Raw genomic sequence first — 24,109 nt, 5'->3', positions numbered from 1 at the left:
CTACTGGTCGTGGTCCTCGTCGCTTTCGGGGTCGAGCAGCTTGTGGGCGTGGATTATGAAATAGCGCATCAGGGCGTTGTCGACGGTCGACTGAGCCTTGCCGCGCCAGGCGGTGAGCGCCTGCTGGTAGTTCGGAAAGGCGCCGACCAGGTCGACCGATCTTAGGTCCCTGAACTCGGCAGGCCCCTCGAGGTTCTTCAACTCGCCGCCGATCACCAGGTGAAGAAGCTGTTTGTCGGACATGGCCGGCCTCGTATCGCCTGAAACGATTTGTGAACGAGGCGATAGGCTCCCACCGCCTCGGGATCAATCGTTTCTAGAGGCCGGCGATGGCAATCGCATCCACCAGGAGCGACGGGGCGTTGGACGAGCCGCGGATCTGCAGGTCCGAGCCGGGGACCAGGCGTGCGTAGATATCGATCAGGTTGCCCGCCACGGTGATCTCGTTCACCGGGTAGGCGATCTCGCCTTCGTCGAACCAGAAGCCGGAGCAGCCGACCGACCAGTCGCCGGTGTTGCCGTTCAAGGATGGCCCGAACATCGAGGTCACAAGGAGGCCGGCGCCGGCGTCCTTCATCAGCTCGCCCTGGGACCGTGTCCCTGGCTGCAACGTCAGGTTCGAGGTCGACACGCCGGGCGGACCCGCCAGTCCGCGCGACGCGTGGCCGGTCGTCGTCAGCTCCAGCTGACGGGCCGAAGACGTGTTCAGCAGCCAGGTCGTGAGCAGGCCGTCGTCGATCAGGCTGAGCGCGCCGTTCGCCACCCCTTCGTCGTCGAAGGGTGACGATCCCAAGCCGCGCCGACGATGCGGCTCGTCGGTGATCGCCACGCCCTTGGCGAAGACCATCTGGCCAAGCTTGTCCTTCAGGAATGATGTGCCGCGGGCGATGGACGGGCCCGAGATCGCGCCGATCAGGGGGCTAAGCAGCGAAGCCGCCAGTCTGTTTTCAAATATTACCGGTGCGGTGGTCGAGGCGATCTTGCGCGCGCCAAGCCGGGCCGCCGCGCGACGGCCGGCCTCGGCTCCAATGGCGTCGGCCTCGGGCAAGTCGGACTGCCAACGCACCGATCGGCCCTCGTAGCCGGTCTCCATGCCGGCCTCGTCGCCGGCGATCGCCGCGGCGCCCAGCGAGAAGCCGGAGGCGCGGTGCAGACCGGAAAACCCGGCGCTGGTGACCATCCGCCATTGGTTCGTGGACCAGGACGCTGAAGCGCCATCGGAGTTCGTCACCTTTGGTACGGCGCGGGCTGCGTCCTCGGCGGCTCGCGCCTTGGCCTCCAGCGCCTCGGGCGTCGGCTCTGCGGCGTCATAGAGGTCCAGGTCGGGCAACGGGCCGCGGGCCAGCCGCTCCGGATCGGCGAGACCGGCGTAGGGGTCCTCGGGCGCGAGCCTGGCCATGGCGATACAGCGGGCCACCAGTTTCGCGCGGGCTTCGGGGCTGATGTCGGAGCCGGAGACGCTGGCTTGGCGTCGGCCGACGAACACCCTCAGGCCCAGGTCGCGGGATTCCTCCCGCTCGACTTCCTCAAGCTCGCCCAGGCGCACGGTGATCGAAAGGGCGCGGCGCTCGGCGCCTACGGCCTCGGCGGCGTCGGCGCCTTCGGCCAGGGCTTGGGCCACGACGTCGTTCAGCAGGTTTTCGTCCATCCTGGCCATATGGCCGAGCAGACGCCTCGCGACAAGCCGAGCGGTTCTTACGGGATTGCGTAGAAGATCAGCTCCACCCCGCCCAGGATGTAGGCGAGCCAAGTCAGTATGATGCCGGCCGAGCGCAGGATCGACGCGCCGCCGCTGCGCGAAAGGCCAACCGCGTGCGCGACGCGGCCCACCAGCAGAGTCAGGCCGGTCAGGTGCACCACCATCGGCGGCGCGCCAACGATCGCCAGTACGACGATCGCTATGAGGCCCGCGGGCACATATTCGGTGGCGTTGCCGAACGCGCGGACCGCCTGGGCAAGTTCGGGGATGGCTGCGTCGCCCAGGACAACACCGTGACGGCGACGCTGGCCTACCACCCGCACCGACAGGACGAGCAGCAGGGCCAGATGCAGGCCGACCCAGAGCGCGGCCGCATGTGCGGAGAGGTTTGCATCCATAGCGTTAGCCCCCGCGCGCCACCCGTCAGCGGCGTAGTTGGTCGCGCTTCGCTGCGTCCCGCAAGGTCAGTCGACCGGCCGGCCGTCGCCCGGCAGCCCCAACCTCGCCCACATCTCGCTGACTGCGTCGACCGTGTCTTTGTCCATGCCCAGCTTGCGACCCCACTCGCGATGGGTTTCCGGCGGCCACTTGTCGGTGGCGTCGAGGCCGATCTTCGAGCCCAGTCCGCTCTCCGGCGAGGCGAAGTCCAAGTAGTCGATGGGGGTGTTCTCAATGACCGTGATGTCGCGCGACGGATCCATTCGGGTGGAGATCGCCCACATGACGTCCTTCCAGTTCCGCGCGTCGATGTCGTCGTCCACGACGATCACCCACTTGGTGTACATGAACTGACGCAGGTAGCTCCAGACGCCCATCATCACGCGCTTGGCGTGGCCGGCGTAGGCCTTCTTCATCGAGACCACGGCGATACGGTAGGAGCAGCCTTCCGGCGGCAGCCAGAAGTCGACGACCTCCGGGAATTGCTGTCGCAGCAGCGGTATGAACACCTCGTTCAGCGCTTCGCCCAATACGCTGGGCTCGTCAGGCGGCCGGCCGGTGAAGGTGGTCAGGTAGATCGGGTCCTTGCGCATGGTGATCGCGCTGACCTGGAAGATCGGGAATTTTTCGACCGAGTTGTAGAAGCCGGTGTGATCGCCGTAGGGCCCCTCGTCTGCGTAGTCGTCGAGCAGAACATGGCCCTCGATCACGATCTCGGCGTTGGCCGGCACCATCAGGGGCACGGTTTTTGCGGGGACCAGCTCGACCTTGGCGCCTCGCAGCAAGCCGGCGAACTGATACTCAGAGAGCGTGTCGGGGACCGGCGTCACGGCGGCCAGGATCGTGCCTGGGTCGGCGCCGATAACGGCGCAGGCGGGCAGAGGATCGCGCTTGCCCTGGGATTTCCAGCGGCGGTGATGCTGGGCGCCGCCGCGATGGGCCAGCCAGCGCATCACCGTGCGGTCCGGGCCCAGGACCTGCATCCGGTAGATACCCAGGTTGTAGTCGTCCTCGCGATCCTCCGATGGCCCCTTGGTCACCACCAGTGGCCAGGTGATTAGCGGCGCGGGCTCACCTGGCCAACAGGTCTGGATCGGCAGCTTGGCGAGATCGATGTCCGTCCCCTTCCAGACGACCTCCTGGACGGGGGCTTTCTTCACCGTGGCCGGGCGCATGGACATGACCGTCTTTGCGAGCGGCAGCATGTCCCAGGCGTCCCTCAGGCCGCGTGGCGGCTCGGGCGCGCGGAGAAAGGCAAGGAGCTCGCCGACTTCGCGCAGGTCAGCAGCCGTCGAGCGTTCGCGGCCCTCCAGGGTGACGCCCATCGCCACGCGTTTCACGGTCCCGAACAGGTTGACCAGGCAGGGCATGGTCGAGCGCTCGCCATCGGCGCGGACAACGTTCTCGAACAGAACCGCCGGCCCCTCCTGGGCCAGGAGGCGGCGGTGGATTTCGGTCATCTGCAAAACGGTGGAAACGGGCTCGGTGACGCGAACGAGCTCGCCCGCCGCCTCCAGCTTGCCCATGAATTCCCGCATCGACCGGTACGCCATGGCTCCTCCTTAAGGGGCGTAGGCCTCCCCTGTCACGCTTGGTGGGAGTAGCATGGCGTCATGAAACGCATCGACCTCGACGATCTGCCGCCGAAGCTGGCCGCCCTGCTGAGTGCGGCGGAAGAAGGCGAAGAGGTGCTGCTGGTGCAGAACGGGGTCGTAGTCGGCCGGCTTACCGGCGGCGCGGCGGCCGCGAAGTCTGAGCCCGAACCCGAGCCGCCGACGTCGCCCGAAGAACGGGCCAAGGAGATTTTCGAGCAGTTCCGCTCGATGATGGAAGACGAATTCTAGACCCCACGGGAAGTGGATAACCGCCGTAGCGGTGCACTCAAACCGGGCGCGCGAGCGTCGCTAAGCCTCGCAGGCTTCTTCCATATTCTTCATGTGCTCGCCCAGCGTCCCGGTCTCCCCGCTGAGGGCATGGGTGGCTGGGGCGAGGGTCGTGGTTACGTCGGCGCCGCGCTCGAGCGAGAGGTGTACCGGGCATCGTTCGGCGATCTCCACCAGACGGGCCCGTTGGGTGTCGTCGAGTTGGCCCTCGAGATGGATTTCCCGGCTGTAGACGTCGCGCTCCTGCAGCTCGCCACGATGGTGAGCCACGCGGACGCGCACGCGCGAAAGCGGCCATGCCTTCTTATTCGCGTAAAGGCGGATCGTCATGGCCGTGCAGGATCCCAGCGCCGCACTCATAAGGTCGAAGGGGTTCGGCCCCGATCCCAGGCCGCCCACAGCGACGGGCTCGTCGACCAGGAAGGCGGTTGAGCCAACCCTGGCCTCGACCTGGTAGCGGCCGAGGCCGGTTTCCTCGGCGATCACGCTCTCGCCAAGCGTAGCGGCGGGGGGCTCTATGGCCATTGGACGCTCCAAGCTGGGCCTAAAACAGGGTCACGCCTCGGCCTTGGCGTCGTATTCCTTCACCAGCTTCTTCGGCGCAATCCTGCGCCAGCGGCGTTCGAGGAAATTCCGGAGCGAGCCCGGATGCAGGGTGTCGATGCGGGCCAGCACGCTCGGATAGTCCTTGTAGTGGGCCGTGAAGTGAAAGGTCTCCGGGTCAGCCTCGACCAGCATCTCGCGCTCGTCGAAGGAAACCTCCAGCAGCACCATGCTGTCGTCCTCGCGGCGCAGGCGGGTGAAGAATTTCCCGTTCACCTTGTAGGAGGGCCGCCCGTAGCTGATCCCCTTCTCCGCCGCTGGGAAGGACATGACGATGGCGTCCATTTCGTCGGCGGTCATGCGGCCTCCTTCCGCGGTTGCGGCCGCCAATCTGCGCTCCTGAGGCAAGGCGTCAATCTCACGGTGGGCTGATCAGTATGCCAGCGCGACTCCGTCCTTGCGCATCTCGGTGGCGGCGGCGTAGCGGCCGGGCCAACGCTGGATGGCCTGGTAGCCGCCGTAGCCTCCCGGCGCGGGCGCCAGCGGCCAGCCCAGGGCCGCCAGCGCCTTTTGTGTCGCCTGCGGCACGCCGGTCTCCAGATTGAGCTTTCCGATCGGGCCCAAGTCCTCGCCGGTCGGCTCATGGCCGCCGTCGTGGTGCCAGCGCGGACTGTCGCCGGCCTCCTGCAGGCCAAGCTCGAAGTCGACGAGGTTGGAGATCACCTGCGCCTGGCCCTGGGGCTGCATGTCACCGCCCATGACGCCGAAGGAGAGCAGCGGCTCGCCGCCCTTGGTCGCAAAACCCGGGATGATCGTCTGGAAGGGCCGCTTGCCGGGCGCGTAGATGTTCGGGTGGCCATCGCTCAGCGCGAAGAGCTGGCCGCGGTTCTGGAACATGAAGCCAAGTCCATCGGGCATCAGGCCCGAGCCCATCCCGGAATAGTTGGACTGGATGATCGAGATCATCATCCCGTCCTTGTCGGCGACCGTGAAATAGGTGGTGTCGCCATGGCTGGGCGCCTGGCCGGGATAGACGGTCTGCAGGATCTTGTCGGGTCTGATCAGCTTGGCGCGCTCGCGGGCGTAGTCCTCGGAGAGCAGCCATTCGCTCGGCTGCTTGTAGAAGTGGGGGTCGGCGTAGAACCGCGCGCGGTCTTCGAACGCCAGTCGCTTGGCCTCCACCGAGTGATGGATCGCCGCCGCTGACTGGAAGCCCATGGCCTTGATGTCGAACTGCTCCATCATGTTGAGCATCTGCAGGGTCACGAACCCCTGGCTGTTGGGCGGCAAGCCCCAGACATCGACCCCGCGATAGTTGATCGTGCCGGGCTCCGCCCATTCGGAATGGTGGGCGGCCAGGTCGGCGGCGGTCATCCAGCCGCCGATCCGCTTGAAATAGGCCTCGATCGTCTGGGCGATCTCGCCCTCGTAGAAGGCGCGGCCGCCGCCCTCGGCGATCAGTCGATAGGTGCGCGCAAGCCCGGGGTTCCTGAAGATGTCGCCTTCGCGGGGCGTCTTGCCCTCCGGGGCCCAGACCTTCTTGAAGTTGTCCACCTCCTCGATCTGGGCGCCCGGTTCGGTGAAGATGCGATAGGAGCTGCCGACGTAGTAGGCGACGTTCTGGACGATCGGGGCGCCATCTTCGGCATGGCGGATGGCCGGCTGGAAGAGGTCTTTCCACGGCAGCTTGCCGTAGCGCTGATGCAGGCTCCACCACGCGTCGACCGCCCCTGGTACGCTGACCGAGACCGCGCCGTGCAGGTTGATCACGCCTTTGGCGTTGGCGCGCTTGCGTTGTTCGGCGAGCGTCAGCGCCCTGGGGCTGCGGCCCGAGCCATTCAGGCCGATCACCTTGCGCTGCTTCGGATCCCACAGCATCACGAAGCAGTCGCCGCCGATCCCGCATGAGATCGGCTCGCCAAACCCCAACACTGCGTTGGCGCAGACGGCAGCGTCCACCGCCGAGCCGCCGGCCTTCAGAATGTCGATCGCCGCCTGGGTGGCCAGCGGATGGGCGGTCGCGGCCGCCCCGTGCAGGCCCCATGCGGCCGAACGGCTGGCCCACGTCGCCCCGTCGATCCTGTCCCCGCCATGGACGTCAGGCCGGTTGCGGTTGGGGTTTTCCTGCCGGCTCGTGGCGAAGGCCCGTCCCGCCAGGGCGGCGGCCGGAACGGCGGCGAGAAAGGTGCGGCGACGCATGGCGACCGAAGCTCCGTAGGGCAAAAGCGGAGCAGTGATAGCAGAGGTGCGCGCAGAGGCGAGGGGCGCGCGTGCGATGCCGAATCGCAGCAAGACCTCCTGCGGAGGTTGCAGTCTGTAACGGCCGGGCCTTGTTACCGTCGCTCTTGGCTCACACAGTTGAGCCTATGCGCATCGCTACCTTCGCAAGCGTCGTCTGTTTCCTCTGCGGCGGGTCTGCCCTGGCCGCGCCGCCGGCGCTACCCCCGCAGCCGCCGCATGAGGTGTCCGGGGTGACGGTTTACGCCAAGACCGATCCCCCGAAGGTGACCGCGACGTACCCTGCGGCGGGCCAGGCGCTGTCGGCCGGGGTGCTCATCCTAACCGTCACCTTCGACCAGAAGATGATTGAAACGGGCTTCGATTTCGGCCCGGGGGCGGGCGGCGAGATGCCCAACTGCCTCAAGACGCCGAGACTGCTTGAGGACCGCAAGACCTTCGTCCTGCTCTGCACCACCGACCCCCATAAGGCTTACGCGCTGACGTTCAACGCCACGCCGCAAGGCGGCTTCGCGAACATCGCCGAGCACCGCGCCGAGCCCGCATCGCTGGCCTTCACGACCACGGACGGCGACGGACCCCGCTCGATCCCCGACGCGCTTAAGGCGGAGAACCTGCCCAATATCGACATGCCGATTCAGGTCGATCCCACTGAGCACCCCAAGGCCGGCCGTTAGGCCGCAGCCGCGCAGGGCCTGGGCGATCTGGCGGCCCGGCCGCGGGGCCCTTACATCTTGCGCGAATCAGGAGGATTCGATGGCCAGTCTCCGGTCCAAGATCGGCGCGGCGCTCGGTGTGGCGTTGGCGCTTGGCATGCTCGCCGCCGAACCCGCCGACGCGCGGCGCGGCGGCAGCTTTGGGAGCCGCGGGTCGCGGACCTATTCGCAACCGCGCCAGACCGAAACCGCGCCGGGTAGTGTGGCGCCCATCCAGCGCTCGATGACCCCGCAGACCCCGGGCGCCCAGCCCGGCGGCGCCTATGCGCCCCAGCCCGGCCAGCCGGGCTACGGCTACAATCGTCCGGGCTCGCCGTTCGGTGGAATGGGCGGGGGCTTCCTGGGCGGCCTCCTGGCCGGCGGCCTGATCGGTGGGCTGATGGGCCACGGCTGGGGCGGTGGGTGGGGCGGCGGCTACGGTGGAGGCGGGATGGGCTTCCTGACGATTCTGATTCAGCTCGCGATCCTGTTCTTCGTCGTCTCTTGGGTCATGCGAAGGTTCGCACGGCCGCGGGCGTCGGCCTCGATGCCCTGGGACCAGCAGAAGGCGGCCTTTGGCGGCGCGCAAGGTTTCCAGGACGCCGGCTTCGGGGGCGGTGGTTTCGGATCGGGTGCGGCGCCGGCCTCGCCCTATGTGCCCACCACGGGTCCCGCCTGGGAGATCCCGATCACCCCGCAGGACCAGCAGACATTCGAAACCCTCTTGAAGGAAGTCCAGGACGCCTTCGGGCGGGAGGACTACGCAGCGCTCCGCGAGCGCTGCACGCCGGAGGTGATGTCCTTTCTGGCCGAAGAGCTGAGCGACAACGCCACCCACGGGCGGCGGAACGAGGTCACCGGCACGCGCCTGCTTAAGGCCGACGTCGGTGAAGCCTGGCGCGAAGGCTCGACCGACTACGCCACTGCGGCGATGCGGTACGAGAGCATCGACCTGATGCGCGACCGAACATCAGGGACGGTTCTGTCGGGAGATCCGACCAAGCCCAGCCAGACCACCGAGCTCTGGACTTTTGCGCGACAAACCGGCGGGCCTTGGAAGCTTTCCGCCATCCAGGAGACCTGAAAGCGCGCTGCGCTGCATTGCGCGCGTGTAACCAAACTGTTGTTTCGCCGAAGCCTCTGAATCCGTAAGTTCCGCGGATTCTTAGCCGCGCCTCGCCGCGGACGCATTATTGTCTGGAGTAAGCCGTGCATCGCGCCCTTATCCTCGCCGTCGGAACTGCCCTCTGCGCCGTACCGATCGCTCTTGCCGGCCCGGCGGTGGCGCAAGCCCAAAGTCCCAAGGCCGCGCCCGCCAAGGCCGCCGCGCCTTACGTTGCGCCTCGCAATGCCTTCGGGCAGCCGGACCTGACCGGGTTCTGGTCCAACGCCACCCTGACGCCGGAACAGCGTCCCGCGGCCCTTGGCGATCGGGCGGTCTACACCCCGGCGGAAGTCGCCAAACTGGAGGGCGCCGTCGCCAAGGAAGTCGAGGACGGCAACAAGCCCACCGACCCGAATTCGGGCGCCGAGGGCGGCAAGGCCGATCCCAAGACTCTGCGTCCGGAGTTCGCGGCGGCCGGCGGTGACGTCGGCGGCTATAACCGCGGCTGGCTGGATCCCGGCTCGAGTGTGATGCGAGTGCACGGCGAGCCGCGCACCTCGTTCCTGACCACGGCCAACGGCCAGCCCCCGCCGCGTAAGGGTGGCGGCGGGGCCGGCGGTTTCGCGCGCGGCATGGGTTCGTTCGACAATCCGGAAAACCGCTCGCTCGGCGAGCGCTGCATCATGGGCTTCGGCCGCAACGCCGGGCCGCCGATGTTGCCCAACGGCTTCTATAACAACAACTACCAGTTCGTGCAGACCAAGGACGCCTTCGTCATCGAGGTCGAGATGGTCCACGACACCCGTATCGTGCATTTGAACGGCCAGCACCGCACCGATGGGGAGCGCCCATGGATGGGTGACTCGATCGGCCACTGGGACGGTGACACCTTGGTGGTGGAGACCACCAACATCCCGCAAGCCCAAGCCTACCGCGGTTCGTGGCAGAACCTGAAGGTCACCGAGCGGTTCACCCGCGTCGGCAAGAACCACGTGCTCTATCAGTACACGCTCGAAGACCCGACCATGTGGGAAAAGCCGTGGGGCGGTGAGTACGAGTTCTCACCCCTGCAGGGCGTTATCTACGAATACGCCTGCCACGAGGGAAACTACGCTCTGCCGGGAATGCTGGCGGGCGCGCGGAACCAGGAAAAGGACTCCGCGGCGAAGGGCGGCGCGGCCAGCTCCTCGGCTGGCAATCACTAACGTCTGGGTTCAATACCGCTCGTCCGACGGGGGACGAGCGGTATTGGTGAGGAATCTAGGCGCGCGGCGAGAATGAGCGGGCCTGCGCCAGAGTGCGCACCTGCGGCAGCGGCATGGTGATCGTAAACTTGGCGCCGTGATCGTTGTGGGCCTCCAGCGATCCCCGCAATTGACGAACAACGGCCTTGAGGATGGACATGCCCAGGCCCGTCGCCTGCTCAGCGCTGAAGTCCTGCCGCAGTCCCTCGCCGTGGTCGGAGACCGTGAGGCGAAGGGCAAGGCCGTCCCTGCGGCAGTCGACGTGCAGGCCGCCGCGCTCGCCCTTCCGATAAGCGTGCTTGGCGGCGTTCATCGCCAGTTCGTTGATCGCTATCGCCAGTTGCTGGGCGACGCCGCCCGGCACTGTCACCGGCTCGGCGTCGACCGTGCATTCGAGGCCTGTCCCATCCTCCACGAGCCGGCACAGCTCACCGAGGAACGGCCCGAGGTTGACGTCGCGCATCTCTTCGTGGTCGCTGAGGAAGCGATGCAGTTGGGCGACCGTCGACAGGCGGGAAGCAGCCTGGAGCAGCGCGGCGTTCGCTACGGGATCGGTCACGCGGGCCTGCTCGAAGAGCAGGAAATCAGCGGCAAGCTGCAGGCTGTTGGCGAGCCGGTGATCGAGTTCGCGGCGCTCATCCGCACTCGGCCGGCCTCGAGCAGGTCCCGCCAGGCCTAAGTGATCCAGATCGACCGAGTAGAGTTCTGCTGGGGCGTCCACGCCAGCCTCCGCGATTTGAGCGCCCCCGCCCAACCGAGGCCCTCAGAGAACACGTAAAAGGTGTACAAGGAACGAACAAGCGCAACCATAGGTGAAACCCTGGGTTGGGGCGCGCCGGCGGCTCGCGCCTAGATAGGCTGGTCGATTGACGGTGCGAGTGGAGTGAAAAGCTTCGGGCCGGCCGGCGTCATATGCCAGCAATCCTCCAGCCGAATGCCAAACTCCCCTGGGATATAGATGCCTGGCTCGTCGGAGAAGCACATGCCAGGCGCGAGCGGCGTCGCATCGCCATGCACGAGGTAGGGCGGCTCGTGTCCGTCGAGCCCGATGCCGTGGCCGGTCCGATGGGAAAGTCCTGGCAGGCGGTAGCCCGGGCCCCAGCCTTGCGTCTCGTAGTAGGCCCGCACCGCGTCGTCGATCGAACCCACCGCAACGCCCGGCCGCGCTGTTTCCAGTGCGATCTCCTGGCCTCGCTTGACGGTGTCCCAGACCTTGCGTTGCTTTGCGCTGGGCGCGCCAACGATCCAGGTGCGGCTGATGTCGGAGGTGTAGCCGTGCACCGTGCAGCCGACGTCGACCAGAACGACCGAACCCTCGCGCACGATCTCTTTCTGGTGCGAGCCGTGCGGATAGGCGCTGGCTTCGTTGAGCAAGACGAGGCCGCCGTCCCAGCCGCCGCCGGCCGCCGTCGTCGCCGCCCCGATCAGCGCTCCGATCTCGCCAGGGCTCATGCCCGGATGCGTCGAAGCATGGGCGTGGCGGATGGCCTCCAGGGTTATCGTGTTGGCCAGCTGCATGAGAGCAAGCTCGGCCGGCGACTTGATCATCCGGCAGGCGCGCACCAGGCTATCCCCCGAAACGACGCTGAAGGCGCCGGCCGCGGCGTCGCGCACGCCATCGACAATAAAGAGGCGGGTGGTGCTCTCGAAGGCGATTGGCCCCGAGGTAACGCCGCGGTCCTTCAGGGCCTGGACGATCCGCTCGAAGGGGCTTTCGTGCTCGTTCCAGGGCCGGACGTCGTCGCCGACCGCAAGGGTCTCGCGTACGGAGGGTTCTTCGAAAGCGGGGGTGACGATGACGACTTCTCCCCGCGCTGGGATCACCGCGACGGTCGTCCGTTCCGAGCGCCACCACTGGATGCCGGTGAAATAGTCGAGGCTCGAGCCGGACTCCGCGATCAGGGCGCCCACGCCCTGCTCAGCCATCAGCCGCTGCAGCTTGGCCACCCGCGCGCGGCGCTCGTCGGCTGAGATCGGCGTCGCGCCGGCAGTCAGCGGCCGACCTTCGGGCGGCCCGGCGGCTCGCACCGCTGCGGGGATAAACGCCGACGCTGCACCGGCCGCGGCCACGGCGGTCAGGAAATTGCGACGGTGCATGTGATCCCCCAGATTCTTAGGCTCCACGATGCCCCGATCTTAGGGCGGCGTCACCCTCCGCTAATGCCGAGAGCCGGGGGGCTTAAGTGGGCGGGCGATAATTCCAGCGGCGGCCCTCATCTTGGCCCCCATGGCCTCTCTCGACATTGTCGATCTTCGCCTCTTCGCGCATGCCTCGCCCTCCCTTCGGCGGAGAGACCGCCGCCGTGCCCCCGCCCGAAACAAAAACGGAACAAACCGCGCGCCGCTACCTGAGGTTTTCTTCGGGTGAACCACGTTTCCGTGAAATATCAGCCTTGATACTCGTTAAGCGGGTGATGGCCGTGCAAGGCTGAGCCTTCGCCTGCCGGTCCATAGGGGCCCAGGCGGCCTGTGAGCGTTGCCTAAAATTGAGACGGAGGGGGCTGCCCCGTCCGGAACTTCAACACCCGAGCTGCGCATGGGTCGCTCCCGGCGCCCCGTGACGACCCTGCTCGGGCCAGCACGGTGGAGACGACTATGAGGATAATTATCATCGGCGGCGTCGGCAGCGACGCCGGCTATTGGACGCTCGAGAACGGGAAACTGGTCCACCACGGCGGTTGGGAAGTCGATCGCCTCGCCGACGTCTCGCGTTCGCTGAGCATAATTGGGCAGGCGGCCCAGCTGAAGACCCCGGGCCTCGCCGAGACGGTGGCGAACGGTGTCGCCGCGGCGGTGGAAAAGGAACTCACTGGCCACCTTGGAGGTCAATTGGGCGCGGCCGGCGGGGCCGGCGCTGTGGTCATTGTCAACGTCGGCCGCTAAGCCGGGTGTGGAAGCGGCGCCGGGCGCGCCGCTCCCCGCGGCCGATGTGTCGCCGGACGATTTGCGCTACGTGGCCTGGTTCCACGAACTTGATGCGTGGACGGAGTACTGGGACATCTACCACCCCGAGACCAGGGGCCGCTTCTACTTCGGTGATGGAAAAGGCGAGCCGGGCCTGCTCGGCTGGTTCATGCCGCACACCAGCTACCCGCCGCCCTGGACGGCCTGGGCCGATTGGGCGCTGAACAACAACGGTCCGGAGGCCTTCCGGTCGGAAGTGCGAAAGCCCGAGGTGGCCGCGGCCGTGATGGAGGTGGACGATCTGGTCGGCCGGCTCTTCGCTCGCCACTTCGGCGATCCGGCGGACCCGGCGGTCCAGGCCGACTATCTTGAAGCGACCTTCCGCTTCGCAATCGACGCCTTGCCTGCGGCGACGGAGCGCGACGCCCGCATCGCGCCGGACGACTGGCGAAAGTCGACCGCGGGGCGCCATGCGCTCGATAGTGACCTCATGTGGTTCGCCTGGGCGCTGCACACCGAGGCGGTCGAGGCGGTTGTCGGCCGTGACCCGGATCTTGCCGGCCACGCCCGCAGGGCGCTGACGCTCGCTGGGGTCGCTTCGGGGTGCCCGGCCAACTTTGCCTGGCGGGGACACCGCCGCACTCGCGCCGAATACCGCCCCGACGCCAAAACCGCCCGACGGCTGCGCGCCAAGGGTCTCGCCTGGGCGAGCGACTACGAGGCCGCCGCGGTCGAAGTGCACGCGCTCTACCGTCTGCGCGAATGGGGCGAGGAGGCGGTCTAGCAGGTCGCTCGCCACGTCCCCAGATACGCAAGCAGCTTCAGGGAGCTTCGAGATGATCCGCAAGGCGAACGCAGTGTGGCGAGGTACGGGACGTGATGGGGCGGGCGATCTGACGACGGCGTCGGGCGTGCTGGCTTCCACACCCTATAGCTACAAGACCCGCTTCGAGAGCGCGCCGGGGACCAATCCGGAAGAGCTGCTCGCTGCGGCCCATGCAGGCTGTTTCACCATGGCGTTGGCCTTTGCCCTGCAGCAGGCGGGGACGCCGGCCGAGGAACTCCACACCGAGTCAGCAGTCTCGCTCGAACCCGACGGCGCCGGCTTCAAAATCAGCCGCTCGGCCCTGACCCTGCGCGCCAAGGTCCCGCGCCTCGACGCGGCGAAGTTCCAGGAGTTGGCCAGGGGGGCGGAGCTTAACTGCCCGGTCTCCAAGGTGCTGAACGCCGAGATCACCCTCGACGCCCAGCTCGTCAGTTAGCCGGCCAGCAGGATCGCGCCAGTCGATATCACCACAGCGCAGACGCCGCGCGTGAGGGTCATCGGCTCCTTCAAGAACAGCGCGCCTATTATCGTCGCGAACAGGATGCTGGTTTCGCGCAGCCCGGAGACCTTTGCCATGTCGGTGGTGGACATGGCCCAGACTACGATACCGTAGGCGACCAGGGAGATTACGCCGCCGGCCACCGACTTCGCCAGTTCGCGGTCCAGCTGGACGTTCGGGAACCGGCGGCGTGCGATCAGGTAGACGAACGGCATCGGTGCGCCCTGCACGAGCGACATCCAGACGACGTAAGATGTGGGGTGGCCGGAGAGCCGTACGCCGACCCCGTCGGTGACCATGTAGCCGGCGATGAAGGCGCCGCTGAGAACGGCGGCCGCGGTCGAGCGGATGTCTGGCCGATCGCGTCCGAGGCCCAGAGTCATGATGCCGCAGGAAACAAGCGTAAGGCCGAGGATCGCATGGCCGGAGAGGCGCTCGCCCGCGAACGCGGCCGCCCCCGCCGCGACCAGGAGCGGCGCGGCGCCTCGGGCGATCGGATAGACCTGGCTCAGGAGGCCGTCGCGATAGGCGCGGACCAGGAACAGGCAGTAGCCGATCTGCAAGGCCGTCGAGAGGCCGACATAGGGCCAGCTGGCGGCGGCCGGGGCCGGCAGGATCAGGACGAACGGCGCTGCGGCGGCGGCGGAAATTGCGCACATCACGCTGATCGACCACAGCCGATCGGCGCCGCTGCGCAGCATGGCGTTCCAGGTGGCGTGAAGCAGCGCCGAGCCCAGCACCAGCGCCAGGACCAGCGGCGAGACGGAACTCACGGCATGGCCCAGACGCAGGTCCTCTTGACCGCCATGTCTTCCAGCTCTCGCGTGGTCGCGACCTGGTACTCTGCGAGCTTGATCAGGCCCGATCGGGGAAAGTAACTGCGCCCAGGGTCGCCGATCAGCACCGTCACGCCTGCGGCGCGCGCGACGGCGAGCCAGGCCATCAGCCGTTCGGCCAGCGGCTTCTCGTAGCAGATGTCGCCGGCCAGGATGACCTCGGCCCAAGCCGGCGCCGGCGCATCCAGAAGGTCCTGGCCAGTGAAGCTGCAGGCGACGCCATTGGTCTGCGCATTCAAGGCCAGCGCCGCCTCGCAGTAGGCGTCGATGTCGGCGCAGAGCACGTCCTTCGCCCCGGCCAGCTTGGCCGCAATGCCCACGAGCCCCGAGCCGGAGGCGAAGTCGACCACCCGCTTGCCGGCCACCGCTTGCGGGCTATCGAGCAGAAAACGGGCCAGCGCCTGGCCCCCCGCCCAGGCAAAGGCCCAGAACGGCGGCGGCAAGCCGATCTCGGCCAGCGCCTCCTCGGTGAGCATCCAGATCGGCGTGATCTCATCGGCCAGGTGGAGCTCGATCTCGGGCACATGAGGCGGCCGCTGCAGGCGCGTGTTGGCCAGGATGAATTCGCGGCGGCCCTGCTGAGTGGGGGGGATCATCACGCCCCTGTTGGCGCGCCCGGCCGCGAGGTCAAGCCCCGGCCGGTCGCGGCGTAGCCCTGAGCTAGTGACAAGCCATGGTCCCGGCCCAATAGTCGGGGCGAAGGGCCGCACCCACGAGGGCCCGCGGAGGACGAATCATGGCCTACGCGCCGTCGCACCGGGCGTTTTACGACGCTGACAGCCACATCATGGAGCTACCGGATTTCCTGAAGAGGTACGCCGACCCTGGCGTCCGCGACGAGATCCCCGAGGTGAGCTACTCCGCCTCACTGGTCACGGACGAAGAGGTCGCGGTGATCGTTGGCCAGGGCGGACGGCACAGCGCCGAGCACGTCGCCGCCCAAGTCGCGCTCGGCGACCGGCTGATCGAGAGTTCCAAGGAGATCCAGGCCCTGGGCGCCTTCGACCGGGACGACCGCAGCCGCGCGCTCGACCTCCTGGGTTTCAAGAAACAGCTGGTCTTCGCCACCCACAGCGTAGCGATGCCGTTCTCGCCCTCGTCGAAGATCACGCCTGAGCTGCGCTATGCGGCGACGCGGGCGCACAACCGGCATATGGCTGATTTCTGCGGTGCGGATGACCGGCTGCTGGGAGTGGCGATCATCCCGCTGGATGAGCCGGCCCTGGCCATCGCCGAGCTGGACGCCGCCATCGCCGCAGGCCTGAAGGCGGTCTGGGTTCCGCACCGCCCGCCGGCGGAGCGCTCTCCCGGCCACCTGGACTTCGATCCATTCTGGGCGCGGATGGCGGAAAGCGGCACGCCGTTCCTGCTGCACGTCGGCGGCGCGCCACTGCAGCAGGCGCGGGCCTGGATGAACAACGGCAGGGGCCCGGTGAAGGACTGGATGGGTGGGGGCGAGAACCTACGCTCCAAGGACATCGCCATCCTGCACCAGGGCCCGGAAACCTTCATCTCGATGATGCTGATCGACGGCGTCTTCGAACGCTTCCCGACCCTGCGCGGGGCCAGCGTGGAGTTGGGCGCCGGCTGGGTTCCGTCGCTGCTGACGCGCCTGGACTGGGTGGCCAAGAACTGGATCCGGGCGGACAAGGGCCAGTCGCCGTTCAGCCGCAAACCGTCGGACATGCTGCGCGAGCAGATGGCGTTTACGCCCTTCGTCTTCGAAGACGTCGGCCAACTGATCGACCACTCGGGCGCGGACCTCTACCTGTTCTCCAGCGACTATCCGCACGTCGAGGGTGGGCGCGATCCGATCAAGAAGTTCGAGGGCTTCCTTGGCGAGCGCAGCGACGCCGTGCGCGAGGCCTTCTACGCCGAGAACTTCCTGCGCATCTTCCCCGGCGCACGGGTGTCGGAGCCGGCACGGGCGCTGGCGGAACAGCGCTAGGGTTCGAGATGAGGAAGGCGGCGGGCCCCAGGGCCGACAAGTCGTCGGCCGTGCAGGCCCGGGGCGCGTGCGTGTGCGGCGCCGTGCAGGTCGAGATCGACGTCCCGGCGGTCTGGGCCTGGCACGACCACGCCGCACGCAGCCGTCACGCCCAGGGCTGCGCCTACGCCACCTATGTCGGGAGCTGGAAGAGCCGCTTCCGGATCCTGGAGGGCAGCGAACATCTCAGTCGGTACGAGGACGCTGACGCCGGCACGGCCCGGAGCTTCTGCGCCCGCTGCGGCACGCCGATGCTCTACGAGCGCGCCCGCGCACCAAGGATGGTCAACATCCCACGCGCCGTCTTCTTCGAGCGGACGGGGCGCGAGCCGCGCTATCACATGAACCTCGTCGAGCAAGCGGACTGGACCTACCAGGGCGAGCCGCTTGCGCCCCTAAAGGGGTATCCGGGCGTCATGCGGGAGCGTCCGCGCCGAAAGAAGCGCGCGGCGCCGGACGCGATGTTCCAGCCCTAGCCCTTCGGCGCACTCACTGCGGGCGCCGTGGTGAAGGGCTGGATGCCGAAGTGGGGGTAGACCTCGCTCGGGTAGTAGAACGCCCCATCCTTCACCACCATGCGAATGGTCTTGATCGCCTTCAGATCCTTGGTCGGGTCGCCCGGGATCAAGAAGAAGTCGGCGAGCTTGCCCTTCTCGATGGAGCCCATGCGCTGGTCCTGGCTGGTGTATTTGGCGCTGTCATAGGTCGCCCGCTTGAGGATCTCGGCCGGCGTGAAGCCCGCGCGTTGATAAAGCTCGAGTTCGCGGTGGTAGGTGAACGACCCGCCGGTGTCGGTGCCGAAGACAATGAAGACACCGCGGTCGTGCAACATTTTGGTGGTCTTGAGGATCTGCTCGAAGGCCTCCCGGTAGGCCTTGTCATCGCCGGGTGCGGAGGTGTCGACCCAGGCTTTCATCGCGCCTCGGCGGTAGCCTATCGGCATGTGATCGAGGTAGTCGACCGCCCCGGGTGGAACCTGGCCGTCACGGTTCTGGGTGAGTTGCTCATGGATGCCCAGCGTGGGGTCGATCGCCTTGTGACCGTCGACCATCATCTGGATCGTGTGCTGCACCTTGGGACTTTGCAGGTCGAGCGCCGGTAGGCGCTTCAATGCGGTCAGGCGGAAGAGGGTTCGGGTGTCCTCGCCTGGCGTCATCACCCAGCCCAGCATGAACTGGTTGATGTGGGTCATCTCGTCGTAGCCGGCCGTGATCATGTCGTCGGCGGTGGCGAACGCCGGCACGTGGCCGGCGACACGCATGCCTAGCGCATGGGCCTCCTTGACCATGGCGGGGACCCACGCCGGGTTCATTGAATTGTAGATCTTGATCTGCCAGTAGCCCCGCGCGCCGTACCAGCGCACAGCGTCGATGGCGGTCTCCTGGCTGTCGACCAGGATGCCGTTGTTGGCGCTGAAGGGGCTCTTGCCCTCGATGAAGCCTGAGCGGATCACGTGCGGTCCGCCGATCTCGCCGGTGTCGATGCGATTGACGAGGCGGTCGAGCACTGCGTTGTCGTTACCCATGTCGCGCACGCTGGTGATGCCGGCGATGAGGTTGAGGAGCGCCCCGTCCTGACTGAGGTGCGCATGCATCTCGTACATGCCGGCCACCAGGGTCCCGCCGGCGCCGTCGATGGTCACCTCGCCGGGCGTGGCTGGGCTGTCGAGCGATTCGACCGCGGCGATCTCCTTGCCGCGCACGATCACCGAGACCGGAGCGGTCAGCGCCGATGTCGCAGGATCGAACAGCCGGACGTTCGTGATCCGCACCGGAGCGGCGTAGCGGTGGGCGACCTGCTTTTCCATGTCGACAAGCCAAGCAGTCGACCAGCCGGCGGCGAGCTTGCGCAGCCGGACTTCTTCGCCTTCGTAGCCCTTGCGCACGATGATCGAGCTTGAGCTCACCTCGGCGAACAGATCACCCTTCGGATCCAGCAGCAGCGTGGTCGGCGTCAGATCGAGGCCCAGAAGGTCATAGCGGGTGACCTGCACCGGCCCGCCGGCTCCCTGGACCGTCAGGGTCTCGCCTTTCTCCAGGTGCAGCGTGCCGCCGGGCAGGGCGGCCATGGTCATGCTCGGCGCCTTCAGAAGCGCCTTTGCGGCGAGGCCGTCACCCCAGGGGCTGCCGGCCTGGGCGACATAGAGGCCGGGCTTGGCGACGTTGGCCTGGCCCTTTCCGGTAGAGTCGGTCCACTCCGCCTTGCCGCCGGCTTGGTGGAACTCTTCGCGGACCTTGGAGCCGAAGGTGGTCGCCCCGGTGATCTTCCAGTCGACGGGCAGGCCATCGGCGTTCGACTTGATCACCTCGGCGTCGGTCGGGCCGCGGCCGTTGTTCTTGATGTCGAAGTCGATGGTGGTGGTGTCACCGTTGGTCTGGGCGATCAGGTGGCCGACGTTCTTGCCGCCGAAGACGGCTGTGAAGCTGGCTGTCTCGGCCGAGGCGACTGCGGGGATGGCGGTGAGGACGGTGGCGGCAAGCGCGAGCAATTTGAGCATGCCGGCCATAAAGCACCGCCGGTTTCAACGGTAAAGGTTGCGGCGGGCCAGGGTTGCCGCATAGATCACCGCTTTGATTTTCGGGGGATATCGCGGTGTTCAGGAAAGCCTTGTTGGCGGGCGCGGGCCTGTCTCTGATCGCCAGTCTGGCCATGGCGGCCCAGCCCGCGCCGTCCTCGGCCGAGGCGAAGAAGCCTGAGGCCGCCACCGCTGACCCGAACAAGGGCGTGCTGTTCAGCCCGGAGAGCGTCGGCAGCGACGGCTCGGTGACGATCCGCGGCCAGAGGGTCGACTACCATGCCGTCGCCGGCACGATCGTCGTGCACCCCAAGGGGTGGGACGACGCCGCGCACCGCACCAGCGCCGATGGCAAGGACCTCGGCGACAGCAGCAGCAACGTCCAGGCCGAGGCCTCGATGTTCTACGCCGCCTACTTCAAGAAGGGCGTCCCCTCCGCCGATCGGCCGGTGACGTTCATCTACAATGGAGGGCCAGGTTCCTCGACCATGTGGCTGCACATGGGCGCCTTCGGGCCGCGCAAGGTGGTGACGGTGGACAACGGCACACACACGCCGGCTGCGCCCTATTCGATCGTCAACAACGACAACTCAATCCTTGATGCCACCGACCTGGTGTTCATCGACGCGCCCGGCGTGGGCTTCTCGCGCATCGCCGGCAAGGACAAGGAAAAGGCCTTCTGGGGCGTCGACCAGGACGCATATGCCTTCGAGCAATTCATCCTGGCGTTCCTGTCGCAGTACGGCCGTTGGAACTCGCCGAAGTTCCTGTTCGGCGAAAGCTACGGCACGCCGCGCTCAGCGGTGCTGATCAACAATCTGGAGACAGGCGACAGCGTCGACTTCAATGGGGTGATCTTGCTCTCGCAGATCCTCAACTTCTCGCTGACCGTGGATGGCGTCGAGTCCAATCCCGGCAGTGACGAGGCCTACATCACCGCGCTGCCGACCTATGCGGCGACCGCCTGGCATCACAGGCTTGTGCCGAACGCGCCCGCCGACGTGACGGTCTTCCTGAAGGAGGTCGAGCGCTGGGCCGGCACGGACTACGCGCTGGCCCTTCAGGCGGGCTCCGAGCTCGACCCTGCCCGCAAACGCGCCGTCGCCGAGAAGCTTGCGGCCTACACGGGCCTGCCGGTGGACTATGTGCTGCGCGCCGACCTGCGGATCACCGGCGGCGAGTTCGAGAAGACCCTGCAGTCGGGCCGCGGCCTGACGACCGGGCGCATCGACACCCGCTTCTTCGGCCCCGACATGGATCCCCTGGCCAAGGACGCCGATTACGACCCCCAGGCCGCGGCCCTGTCGTCGGCCTACGTCAGCGCCTTCAACGACTACGCGCGGCGCACCCTGGGCTATGGCGCGGGCAAGATCTTCAAGCCGTCGGTTCCACTCTACAGGTCCTGGGACAACGCACATAACCCGCCGGGCGCCCGCTTCACGCCGCGGGCCATGTTGAACGTGATGCCCGACCTCGCCTCGGCGATGAAGTATAATCCCGGCCTCAAGGTGCAGCTGCTGGGCGGCTACTACGACCTCGCAACGCCCTACTTCCAGGGCTGGTACGAGATGCACCACCTGCAGATCCCGGACAGCCTTCAGGCCAACATCGAGTACCATTACTATCCGTCAGGCCACATGGTGTACGCCCAGGACGCGTCTGCGCGCGCCCTTCACGACGACGTGGCCGGCTTCATCGCGCGCAACAGCCGCCACTGAAGACCCCGCATTTCAGAAAACGCTGTCAGTTACGGCTCTCGAGGCCTATCTTAGCAGTGTAAACATGGGGATGGCAGATGAGCGGCGGCGAAACGGTGCTGGTGACCGGCGGGTCGGGCTACATCGGTGGGTGGTGCGTCACGGGCCTTCTGAAACAGGGCTACGTCGTGCGCACGACCGTGCGGGACCTCGGCAAGGAGGCTGGAGTTCGCGCTGCGCTCGCCACGCAGGTCGATCCCGGCAATCGCCTGAGCTTCCATGTCGCCGATCTGACGGCGGACGAGGGCTGGGACGCGGCTGTCGAGGGATGCGACTACGTCCTCCACGTCGCCTCTCCCCTCGGCGTCGCCGATCCGAAAGATCCCAACGATCTGATCGTTCCGGCGCGCGAGGGCGCCAGGCGCTCGGTGGGCGCAGCGATCAGGGCCGGCGTGAAGCGCGTTGTCCTGACCTCATCTGTAGCGGCCGCCAGCAAGAGCGCCGCCGGCGGCGACTGGGTCAGTGATGAGACGGTGTGGACCGACCCGCAGGCGCCCAAGTTAGGCGCCTATGCGCAATCCAAGACGCTCGCCGAGCGCGCCGCCTGGGACCTCATCAACACGTCAGCCGGCGAGACGTCGCTCGCGACCGTAAACCCGGCGCTTGTGCTGGGGCCGGTGACCAGCGGCGACTTTTCGGAATCGATCCAGGTGGTGGAACGGCTGCTTTCCGGGCGGGTGCCGGGCCTGCCGCGGCTCGGCTTCAATGTGGTCGACGTCCGTGACGTGGCCGACCTACATATCCGCGCCATGACCGACCCGAAGGCGGCCGGCGAGCGGTTCATTGCGGCGGCCAACTATGCCTGGATGGGCGACCTCGCCGCGCTCCTGCGTGAGCGCCTTGGCGCAGAGGCGGCCAAGGTGCCAACCCGCAAGGTGCCGGACTTCGTGATCCGTCTGGCCGGCCTTTTCGACAAGGACCTGGGCTCAGTGACGCCCAGCCTGGGCCATAAGCACGATTTCTCCTCGGAGAAGGCGCAGCGCATGCTCGGCTGGAAGCCCCGGCCCCTGGAGGAGACGATCCTCGATTGCGCGAAGAGCCTGATCGCCGCCGGCGCGGTGTGAGCGCGAGCCGCAAGGGTGCTGAGCGCCGATCCGCAAGCTGTGCTGGAACGTTTGCGAGCCCTGTGCCTGGCCCTGCCCGAGACCGACGAAATCGTCTCTCACGGCGCCCCGGGCTTTCGGGTGGCGGGCAAGATGTTCGCTTATTTCCGGCACAATCATCACGGCGACGGCCTGACCTGCGTGTGTCTGAAGACCATGGGACGCGACGAACAGGACCTGCTGATCGAGGCCGACCCGGATCTCTATAGCTGGCCGGCCTATCTGGGGCCTTCAGGCTGGATCGGGCTTAGCCTGGCGGGCGAGGACACCGACTGGGGTCATGTCGAAGCGCGCGTGCTGACCAGTTGGCGCCTCGCTGCGCCGAGGCGGCTGGCGATGATCTGAAGGATCGGCGATGCCTGTCGAGCGGCATCGCGCACAAGCGGTGGGCGCTTTGCCGGATGACACTGAGGACAGGATGGCCATAGTCGGGCGCGCGCAGGGGGGAGACGTATGATCAGCCGGGGTGGACTCGCGGTGGCTGGGGCCCTGGCGGCCATCGCCCTTCCGGTCGGCGCAGCCCCGCTCACGGCGCAACAGGAACGTGACATCGACGTCTCCGTTGGCGAATGGCTGGCCCGGACCGGGGCGCCATCCGTCTCCATCGCGGTCGTGAACGGTGGCGAGATCGCCTACGCCAAGGCCTATGGCTCGGCCCGCCTGGCGCCCCGACATGCCGCGACGCCCGAGACCCGCTACGCTATCGACAGCGTCTCCAAGGAATTCACCGCCGCGGCGATGCTCAAGCTGCAGGAAGAGGGCAAGCTCAGCCTGGACGACAAGGTCGCCAAGTACTTTCCCGACCTCGCCGGCGCCGACAAGGTGACCATCCGTCAAATCCTTAGCCACACCGCCGGCTATCGCGACTACTGGCCCCAGGACTATGTGACCATCGAGATGGGCCGGCCGGTAACGACCCGCGCGTTGCTTGACGAGTGGGCCAAGAAGCCCTTGGACTTTGCGCCCGGCACGGACTGGCAATATTCCAACACCGGCTTTGTGATCGCCGGGGCGATCGTTGAGAAGATCTCCGGCCGGTCGCTGGTGAGTTTCCTCAGGACCAACGTCTTCGAACCCCTGCACATGCAAGGCGTCATCGACGCCGATCAGTCCAGCGCCGACGCCATCGGCTATACGCGCTGGGGCAACGGCCCTATCCGGGTCGCGCAAAAAGAGGGCCCAGGCTGGCTGTTCGCGGCCGGCGAACTGGCCATGGCCCCGCGCGAACTCGCCCGGTGGGACATCAGCCTGATGGCCCGGAGCCTCCTGAAGCCGGCGTCCTACGATGTCTTCTATACCTCAATCAAGCTGGCCAACGGCCGCGACAGCCACTACAGCGCCGGCCTCGGCGTGCGCGACGATCACGGGCGACTTGTGCTCAGCCACGGGGGCGGCGGCTCGGGCTTCCTGTCATCCAACTCCATGTGGCCGGCCGAGAAGATTGCGATCGCCGCCTTCACCAACAGCGACTGGGCGACCCCCGACGACGTCGCGGCGCGGGTGGCGTTTGTCGTTGTGCCGCCAACGGAAGCTGAGGCGCGCGCGCGAGCGGTGTTCCGAGACTTTCAGGCCGGGAAGATCGACCGCAACCTCTTCACCGACAACGCCAACGCCTACCTCTCTCCCGCCGTCCTGGCGGACCAGAAGGCGGGTCTCGCACCCTTTGGCCCGCCCAGGACCTTCGAACTCAAGGGCGAACAGGTGCGTGGCGGCCTCAACACCCGCAGCTGGCGAATCCTCACTGCGAAAGGCGCGCTGATGGCCGTCGAGCGCGCCTACCCCAATGGCAAGCTTGATCAGTTCACGATTTCCAAGGCCGATGACTGAGGTTCGGACA

General features: G+C 67.1%; 25 protein-coding genes. 13 read left to right on the top strand and 12 right to left on the bottom strand.

Translation table 11 applies throughout. The features are described from left to right. The 4 genes from VGI62_RS11600 to VGI62_RS11585 all read right to left on the bottom strand — a co-directional run bounded on the left by VGI62_RS11600 (position 1) and on the right by VGI62_RS11585 (position 3,690). Positions 1-243 (bottom strand): DUF4170 domain-containing protein, encoded by a 243-nt coding sequence (locus tag VGI62_RS11600; RefSeq protein ID WP_331504648.1) that lies wholly within the window; start codon positions 241-243, stop codon positions 1-3. A 73-nt stretch (positions 244-316) separates the two neighbouring features. Next, positions 317-1,648, bottom strand: coding sequence for a TldD/PmbA family protein (locus VGI62_RS11595; protein ID WP_331504647.1), 1,332 nt, complete (start codon positions 1,646-1,648; stop codon positions 317-319). A 47-nt stretch (positions 1,649-1,695) separates the two neighbouring features. Beyond that, complete coding sequence (locus tag VGI62_RS11590; protein WP_331504646.1) at positions 1,696-2,097, bottom strand: MAPEG family protein; 402 nt, start codon at positions 2,095-2,097, stop codon at positions 1,696-1,698. A 66-nt stretch (positions 2,098-2,163) separates the two neighbouring features. Next, entirely contained in the window at positions 2,164-3,690 is a 1,527-nt protein-coding gene (locus VGI62_RS11585) for a UbiD family decarboxylase (protein ID WP_331504645.1), read from the bottom strand. 60 nt (positions 3,691-3,750) lie between these two features. Here VGI62_RS11585 and VGI62_RS11580 point away from each other — a divergent pair, with 60 nt between their 5' ends. Continuing rightward, positions 3,751-3,981 (top strand): hypothetical protein, encoded by a 231-nt coding sequence (locus VGI62_RS11580; RefSeq protein WP_331504644.1) that lies wholly within the window; start codon positions 3,751-3,753, stop codon positions 3,979-3,981. 60 nt (positions 3,982-4,041) lie between these two features. On the opposite strand, the gene VGI62_RS11575 is transcribed toward VGI62_RS11580, so the two are convergent. The 3 genes from VGI62_RS11575 to VGI62_RS11565 all read right to left on the bottom strand — a co-directional run bounded on the left by VGI62_RS11575 (position 4,042) and on the right by VGI62_RS11565 (position 6,762). Next, positions 4,042-4,545 carry an OsmC family protein gene (locus VGI62_RS11575; protein ID WP_331504643.1) on the bottom strand — a complete coding sequence of 168 codons (504 nt, stop codon included), beginning with the start codon at positions 4,543-4,545 and terminating at the stop codon, positions 4,042-4,044. A 30-nt stretch (positions 4,546-4,575) separates the two neighbouring features. Then, a complete protein-coding gene (locus VGI62_RS11570) occupies positions 4,576-4,923 on the bottom strand; it encodes an MmcQ/YjbR family DNA-binding protein (protein ID WP_331504642.1) in 348 nt (115 codons plus the stop codon). Positions 4,924-4,995: 72 nt separating this feature from the next. Further along, entirely contained in the window at positions 4,996-6,762 is a 1,767-nt protein-coding gene (locus tag VGI62_RS11565; protein WP_331504641.1) for a gamma-glutamyltransferase family protein, read from the bottom strand. A 167-nt stretch (positions 6,763-6,929) separates the two neighbouring features. Between VGI62_RS11565 and VGI62_RS11560 the strand changes: the two genes are divergently transcribed. From VGI62_RS11560 to VGI62_RS11550, 3 genes are all read left to right on the top strand, one after another. Then, positions 6,930-7,478 (top strand): hypothetical protein, encoded by a 549-nt coding sequence (locus VGI62_RS11560; RefSeq protein WP_331504640.1) that lies wholly within the window; start codon positions 6,930-6,932, stop codon positions 7,476-7,478. A gap of 79 nt (positions 7,479-7,557) precedes the next feature. Then, on the top strand, positions 7,558-8,580 hold the full coding sequence (locus tag VGI62_RS11555; protein ID WP_331504639.1) for a Tim44 domain-containing protein: 1,023 nt from the start codon (positions 7,558-7,560) through the stop codon (positions 8,578-8,580). A 125-nt stretch (positions 8,581-8,705) separates the two neighbouring features. Continuing rightward, positions 8,706-9,806, top strand: a complete 1,101-nt coding sequence (locus VGI62_RS11550; RefSeq protein ID WP_331504638.1) for a hypothetical protein — start codon at positions 8,706-8,708, stop codon at positions 9,804-9,806. Between the two features lie 55 nt (positions 9,807-9,861). Here VGI62_RS11550 and VGI62_RS11545 read toward each other — a convergent pair whose 3' ends face one another. Together VGI62_RS11545 and VGI62_RS11540 are read right to left on the bottom strand one after the other, a co-directional pair. Further along, positions 9,862-10,566 (bottom strand): sensor histidine kinase, encoded by a 705-nt coding sequence (locus VGI62_RS11545; RefSeq protein WP_331504637.1) that lies wholly within the window; start codon positions 10,564-10,566, stop codon positions 9,862-9,864. A 128-nt stretch (positions 10,567-10,694) separates the two neighbouring features. Next, positions 10,695-11,942 carry a Xaa-Pro peptidase family protein gene (locus VGI62_RS11540; RefSeq protein ID WP_331504636.1) on the bottom strand — a complete coding sequence of 416 codons (1,248 nt, stop codon included), beginning with the start codon at positions 11,940-11,942 and terminating at the stop codon, positions 10,695-10,697. Between the two features lie 498 nt (positions 11,943-12,440). Between VGI62_RS11540 and VGI62_RS11535 the strand changes: the two genes are divergently transcribed. Genes VGI62_RS11535 through VGI62_RS11525 form a run of 3 tightly spaced genes read left to right on the top strand, consistent with a single transcriptional unit; the run spans position 12,441 to position 14,011 of the window. Further along, a complete protein-coding gene (locus VGI62_RS11535; protein WP_331504635.1) occupies positions 12,441-12,728 on the top strand; it encodes a hypothetical protein in 288 nt (95 codons plus the stop codon). Positions 12,729-12,735: 7 nt separating this feature from the next. Continuing rightward, a complete protein-coding gene (locus VGI62_RS11530) occupies positions 12,736-13,533 on the top strand; it encodes a hypothetical protein (RefSeq protein ID WP_331504634.1) in 798 nt (265 codons plus the stop codon). Positions 13,534-13,585: 52 nt separating this feature from the next. After that, positions 13,586-14,011 (top strand): OsmC family protein, encoded by a 426-nt coding sequence (locus tag VGI62_RS11525; RefSeq protein ID WP_331504633.1) that lies wholly within the window; start codon positions 13,586-13,588, stop codon positions 14,009-14,011. Here the strand turns inward: VGI62_RS11525 and VGI62_RS11520 are convergent. Then, complete coding sequence (locus VGI62_RS11520; RefSeq protein WP_331504632.1) at positions 14,008-14,847, bottom strand: DMT family transporter; 840 nt, start codon at positions 14,845-14,847, stop codon at positions 14,008-14,010. The two genes, VGI62_RS11525 and VGI62_RS11520, sit on opposite strands and share 4 nt — an antisense overlap. Beyond that, on the bottom strand, positions 14,844-15,506 hold the full coding sequence (locus tag VGI62_RS11515; RefSeq protein WP_331504631.1) for a methyltransferase: 663 nt from the start codon (positions 15,504-15,506) through the stop codon (positions 14,844-14,846). Before VGI62_RS11515 ends, VGI62_RS11520 begins: the two co-directional genes overlap by 4 nt. A gap of 140 nt (positions 15,507-15,646) precedes the next feature. Between VGI62_RS11515 and VGI62_RS11510 the strand changes: the two genes are divergently transcribed. Together VGI62_RS11510 and VGI62_RS11505 are read left to right on the top strand one after the other, a co-directional pair. Next, complete coding sequence (locus VGI62_RS11510; RefSeq protein ID WP_331504630.1) at positions 15,647-16,858, top strand: amidohydrolase family protein; 1,212 nt, start codon at positions 15,647-15,649, stop codon at positions 16,856-16,858. 8 nt (positions 16,859-16,866) lie between these two features. Next, the gene (locus tag VGI62_RS11505) at positions 16,867-17,373 is read left to right on the top strand and encodes a GFA family protein (protein ID WP_331504629.1); all 507 of its coding nucleotides are present in this window, start codon (positions 16,867-16,869) and stop codon (positions 17,371-17,373) included. Here VGI62_RS11505 and VGI62_RS11500 read toward each other — a convergent pair. Continuing rightward, complete coding sequence (locus tag VGI62_RS11500) at positions 17,370-19,403, bottom strand: amidohydrolase family protein (protein ID WP_331504628.1); 2,034 nt, start codon at positions 19,401-19,403, stop codon at positions 17,370-17,372. The two genes, VGI62_RS11505 and VGI62_RS11500, sit on opposite strands and share 4 nt — an antisense overlap. An 86-nt stretch (positions 19,404-19,489) precedes the next feature. On the opposite strand from VGI62_RS11500, the gene VGI62_RS11495 reads away from it, so the two are divergent. The 4 genes from VGI62_RS11495 to VGI62_RS11480 all read left to right on the top strand — a co-directional run bounded on the left by VGI62_RS11495 (position 19,490) and on the right by VGI62_RS11480 (position 24,099). After that, complete coding sequence (locus VGI62_RS11495; protein ID WP_331504627.1) at positions 19,490-21,130, top strand: S10 family peptidase; 1,641 nt, start codon at positions 19,490-19,492, stop codon at positions 21,128-21,130. Positions 21,131-21,207: 77 nt separating this feature from the next. Next, positions 21,208-22,233, top strand: a complete 1,026-nt coding sequence (locus tag VGI62_RS11490; protein WP_331504626.1) for an NAD-dependent epimerase/dehydratase family protein — start codon at positions 21,208-21,210, stop codon at positions 22,231-22,233. Positions 22,234-22,248: 15 nt separating this feature from the next. Next, on the top strand, positions 22,249-22,617 hold the full coding sequence (locus VGI62_RS11485) for an MmcQ/YjbR family DNA-binding protein (RefSeq protein WP_331504625.1): 369 nt from the start codon (positions 22,249-22,251) through the stop codon (positions 22,615-22,617). 108 nt (positions 22,618-22,725) lie between these two features. Further along, complete coding sequence (locus tag VGI62_RS11480) at positions 22,726-24,099, top strand: serine hydrolase domain-containing protein (RefSeq protein ID WP_331504624.1); 1,374 nt, start codon at positions 22,726-22,728, stop codon at positions 24,097-24,099. The last annotated feature ends 10 nt before the right edge of the window (positions 24,100-24,109 follow it).

Origin of the sequence: Phenylobacterium sp. (assembly GCF_036495085.1) — a bacterium.
Classification (GTDB): domain Bacteria; phylum Pseudomonadota; class Alphaproteobacteria; order Caulobacterales; family Caulobacteraceae; genus Phenylobacterium.
The sequence above is the reverse complement of the archived record's forward strand: the minus strand, read 5'-3'. Positions and strand labels throughout refer to the sequence as shown.

Bases quoted from the DNA above. Each gene is read 5' to 3' on its own strand.
- VGI62_RS11555 (WP_331504639.1), top strand. From the start codon at position 7,558: ATGGCCAGTCTCCGGTCCAAGATCGGCGCGGCGCTCGGTGTGGCGTTG.
- VGI62_RS11500 (WP_331504628.1), bottom strand. From the start codon at position 19,403: ATGGCCGGCATGCTCAAATTGCTCGCGCTTGCCGCCACCGTCCTCACC.
- VGI62_RS11570 (WP_331504642.1), bottom strand. From the start codon at position 4,923: ATGACCGCCGACGAAATGGACGCCATCGTCATGTCCTTCCCAGCGGCG.
- VGI62_RS11490 (WP_331504626.1), top strand. From the start codon at position 21,208: ATGAGCGGCGGCGAAACGGTGCTGGTGACCGGCGGGTCGGGCTACATC.
- VGI62_RS11575 (WP_331504643.1), bottom strand. From the start codon at position 4,545: ATGGCCATAGAGCCCCCCGCCGCTACGCTTGGCGAGAGCGTGATCGCC.
- VGI62_RS11600 (WP_331504648.1), bottom strand. From the start codon at position 243: ATGTCCGACAAACAGCTTCTTCACCTGGTGATCGGCGGCGAGTTGAAG.
- VGI62_RS11505 (WP_331504629.1), top strand. From the start codon at position 16,867: ATGAGGAAGGCGGCGGGCCCCAGGGCCGACAAGTCGTCGGCCGTGCAG.
- VGI62_RS11510 (WP_331504630.1), top strand. From the start codon at position 15,647: ATGGCCTACGCGCCGTCGCACCGGGCGTTTTACGACGCTGACAGCCAC.
- VGI62_RS11525 (WP_331504633.1), top strand. From the start codon at position 13,586: ATGATCCGCAAGGCGAACGCAGTGTGGCGAGGTACGGGACGTGATGGG.
- VGI62_RS11590 (WP_331504646.1), bottom strand. From the start codon at position 2,097: ATGGATGCAAACCTCTCCGCACATGCGGCCGCGCTCTGGGTCGGCCTG.
- VGI62_RS11480 (WP_331504624.1), top strand. From the start codon at position 22,726: ATGATCAGCCGGGGTGGACTCGCGGTGGCTGGGGCCCTGGCGGCCATC.
- VGI62_RS11565 (WP_331504641.1), bottom strand. From the start codon at position 6,762: ATGCGTCGCCGCACCTTTCTCGCCGCCGTTCCGGCCGCCGCCCTGGCG.
- VGI62_RS11535 (WP_331504635.1), top strand. From the start codon at position 12,441: ATGAGGATAATTATCATCGGCGGCGTCGGCAGCGACGCCGGCTATTGG.
- VGI62_RS11580 (WP_331504644.1), top strand. From the start codon at position 3,751: ATGAAACGCATCGACCTCGACGATCTGCCGCCGAAGCTGGCCGCCCTG.
- VGI62_RS11585 (WP_331504645.1), bottom strand. From the start codon at position 3,690: ATGGCGTACCGGTCGATGCGGGAATTCATGGGCAAGCTGGAGGCGGCG.
- VGI62_RS11540 (WP_331504636.1), bottom strand. From the start codon at position 11,942: ATGCACCGTCGCAATTTCCTGACCGCCGTGGCCGCGGCCGGTGCAGCG.
- VGI62_RS11560 (WP_331504640.1), top strand. From the start codon at position 6,930: ATGCGCATCGCTACCTTCGCAAGCGTCGTCTGTTTCCTCTGCGGCGGG.
- VGI62_RS11595 (WP_331504647.1), bottom strand. From the start codon at position 1,648: ATGGACGAAAACCTGCTGAACGACGTCGTGGCCCAAGCCCTGGCCGAA.
- VGI62_RS11515 (WP_331504631.1), bottom strand. From the start codon at position 15,506: ATGATCCCCCCCACTCAGCAGGGCCGCCGCGAATTCATCCTGGCCAAC.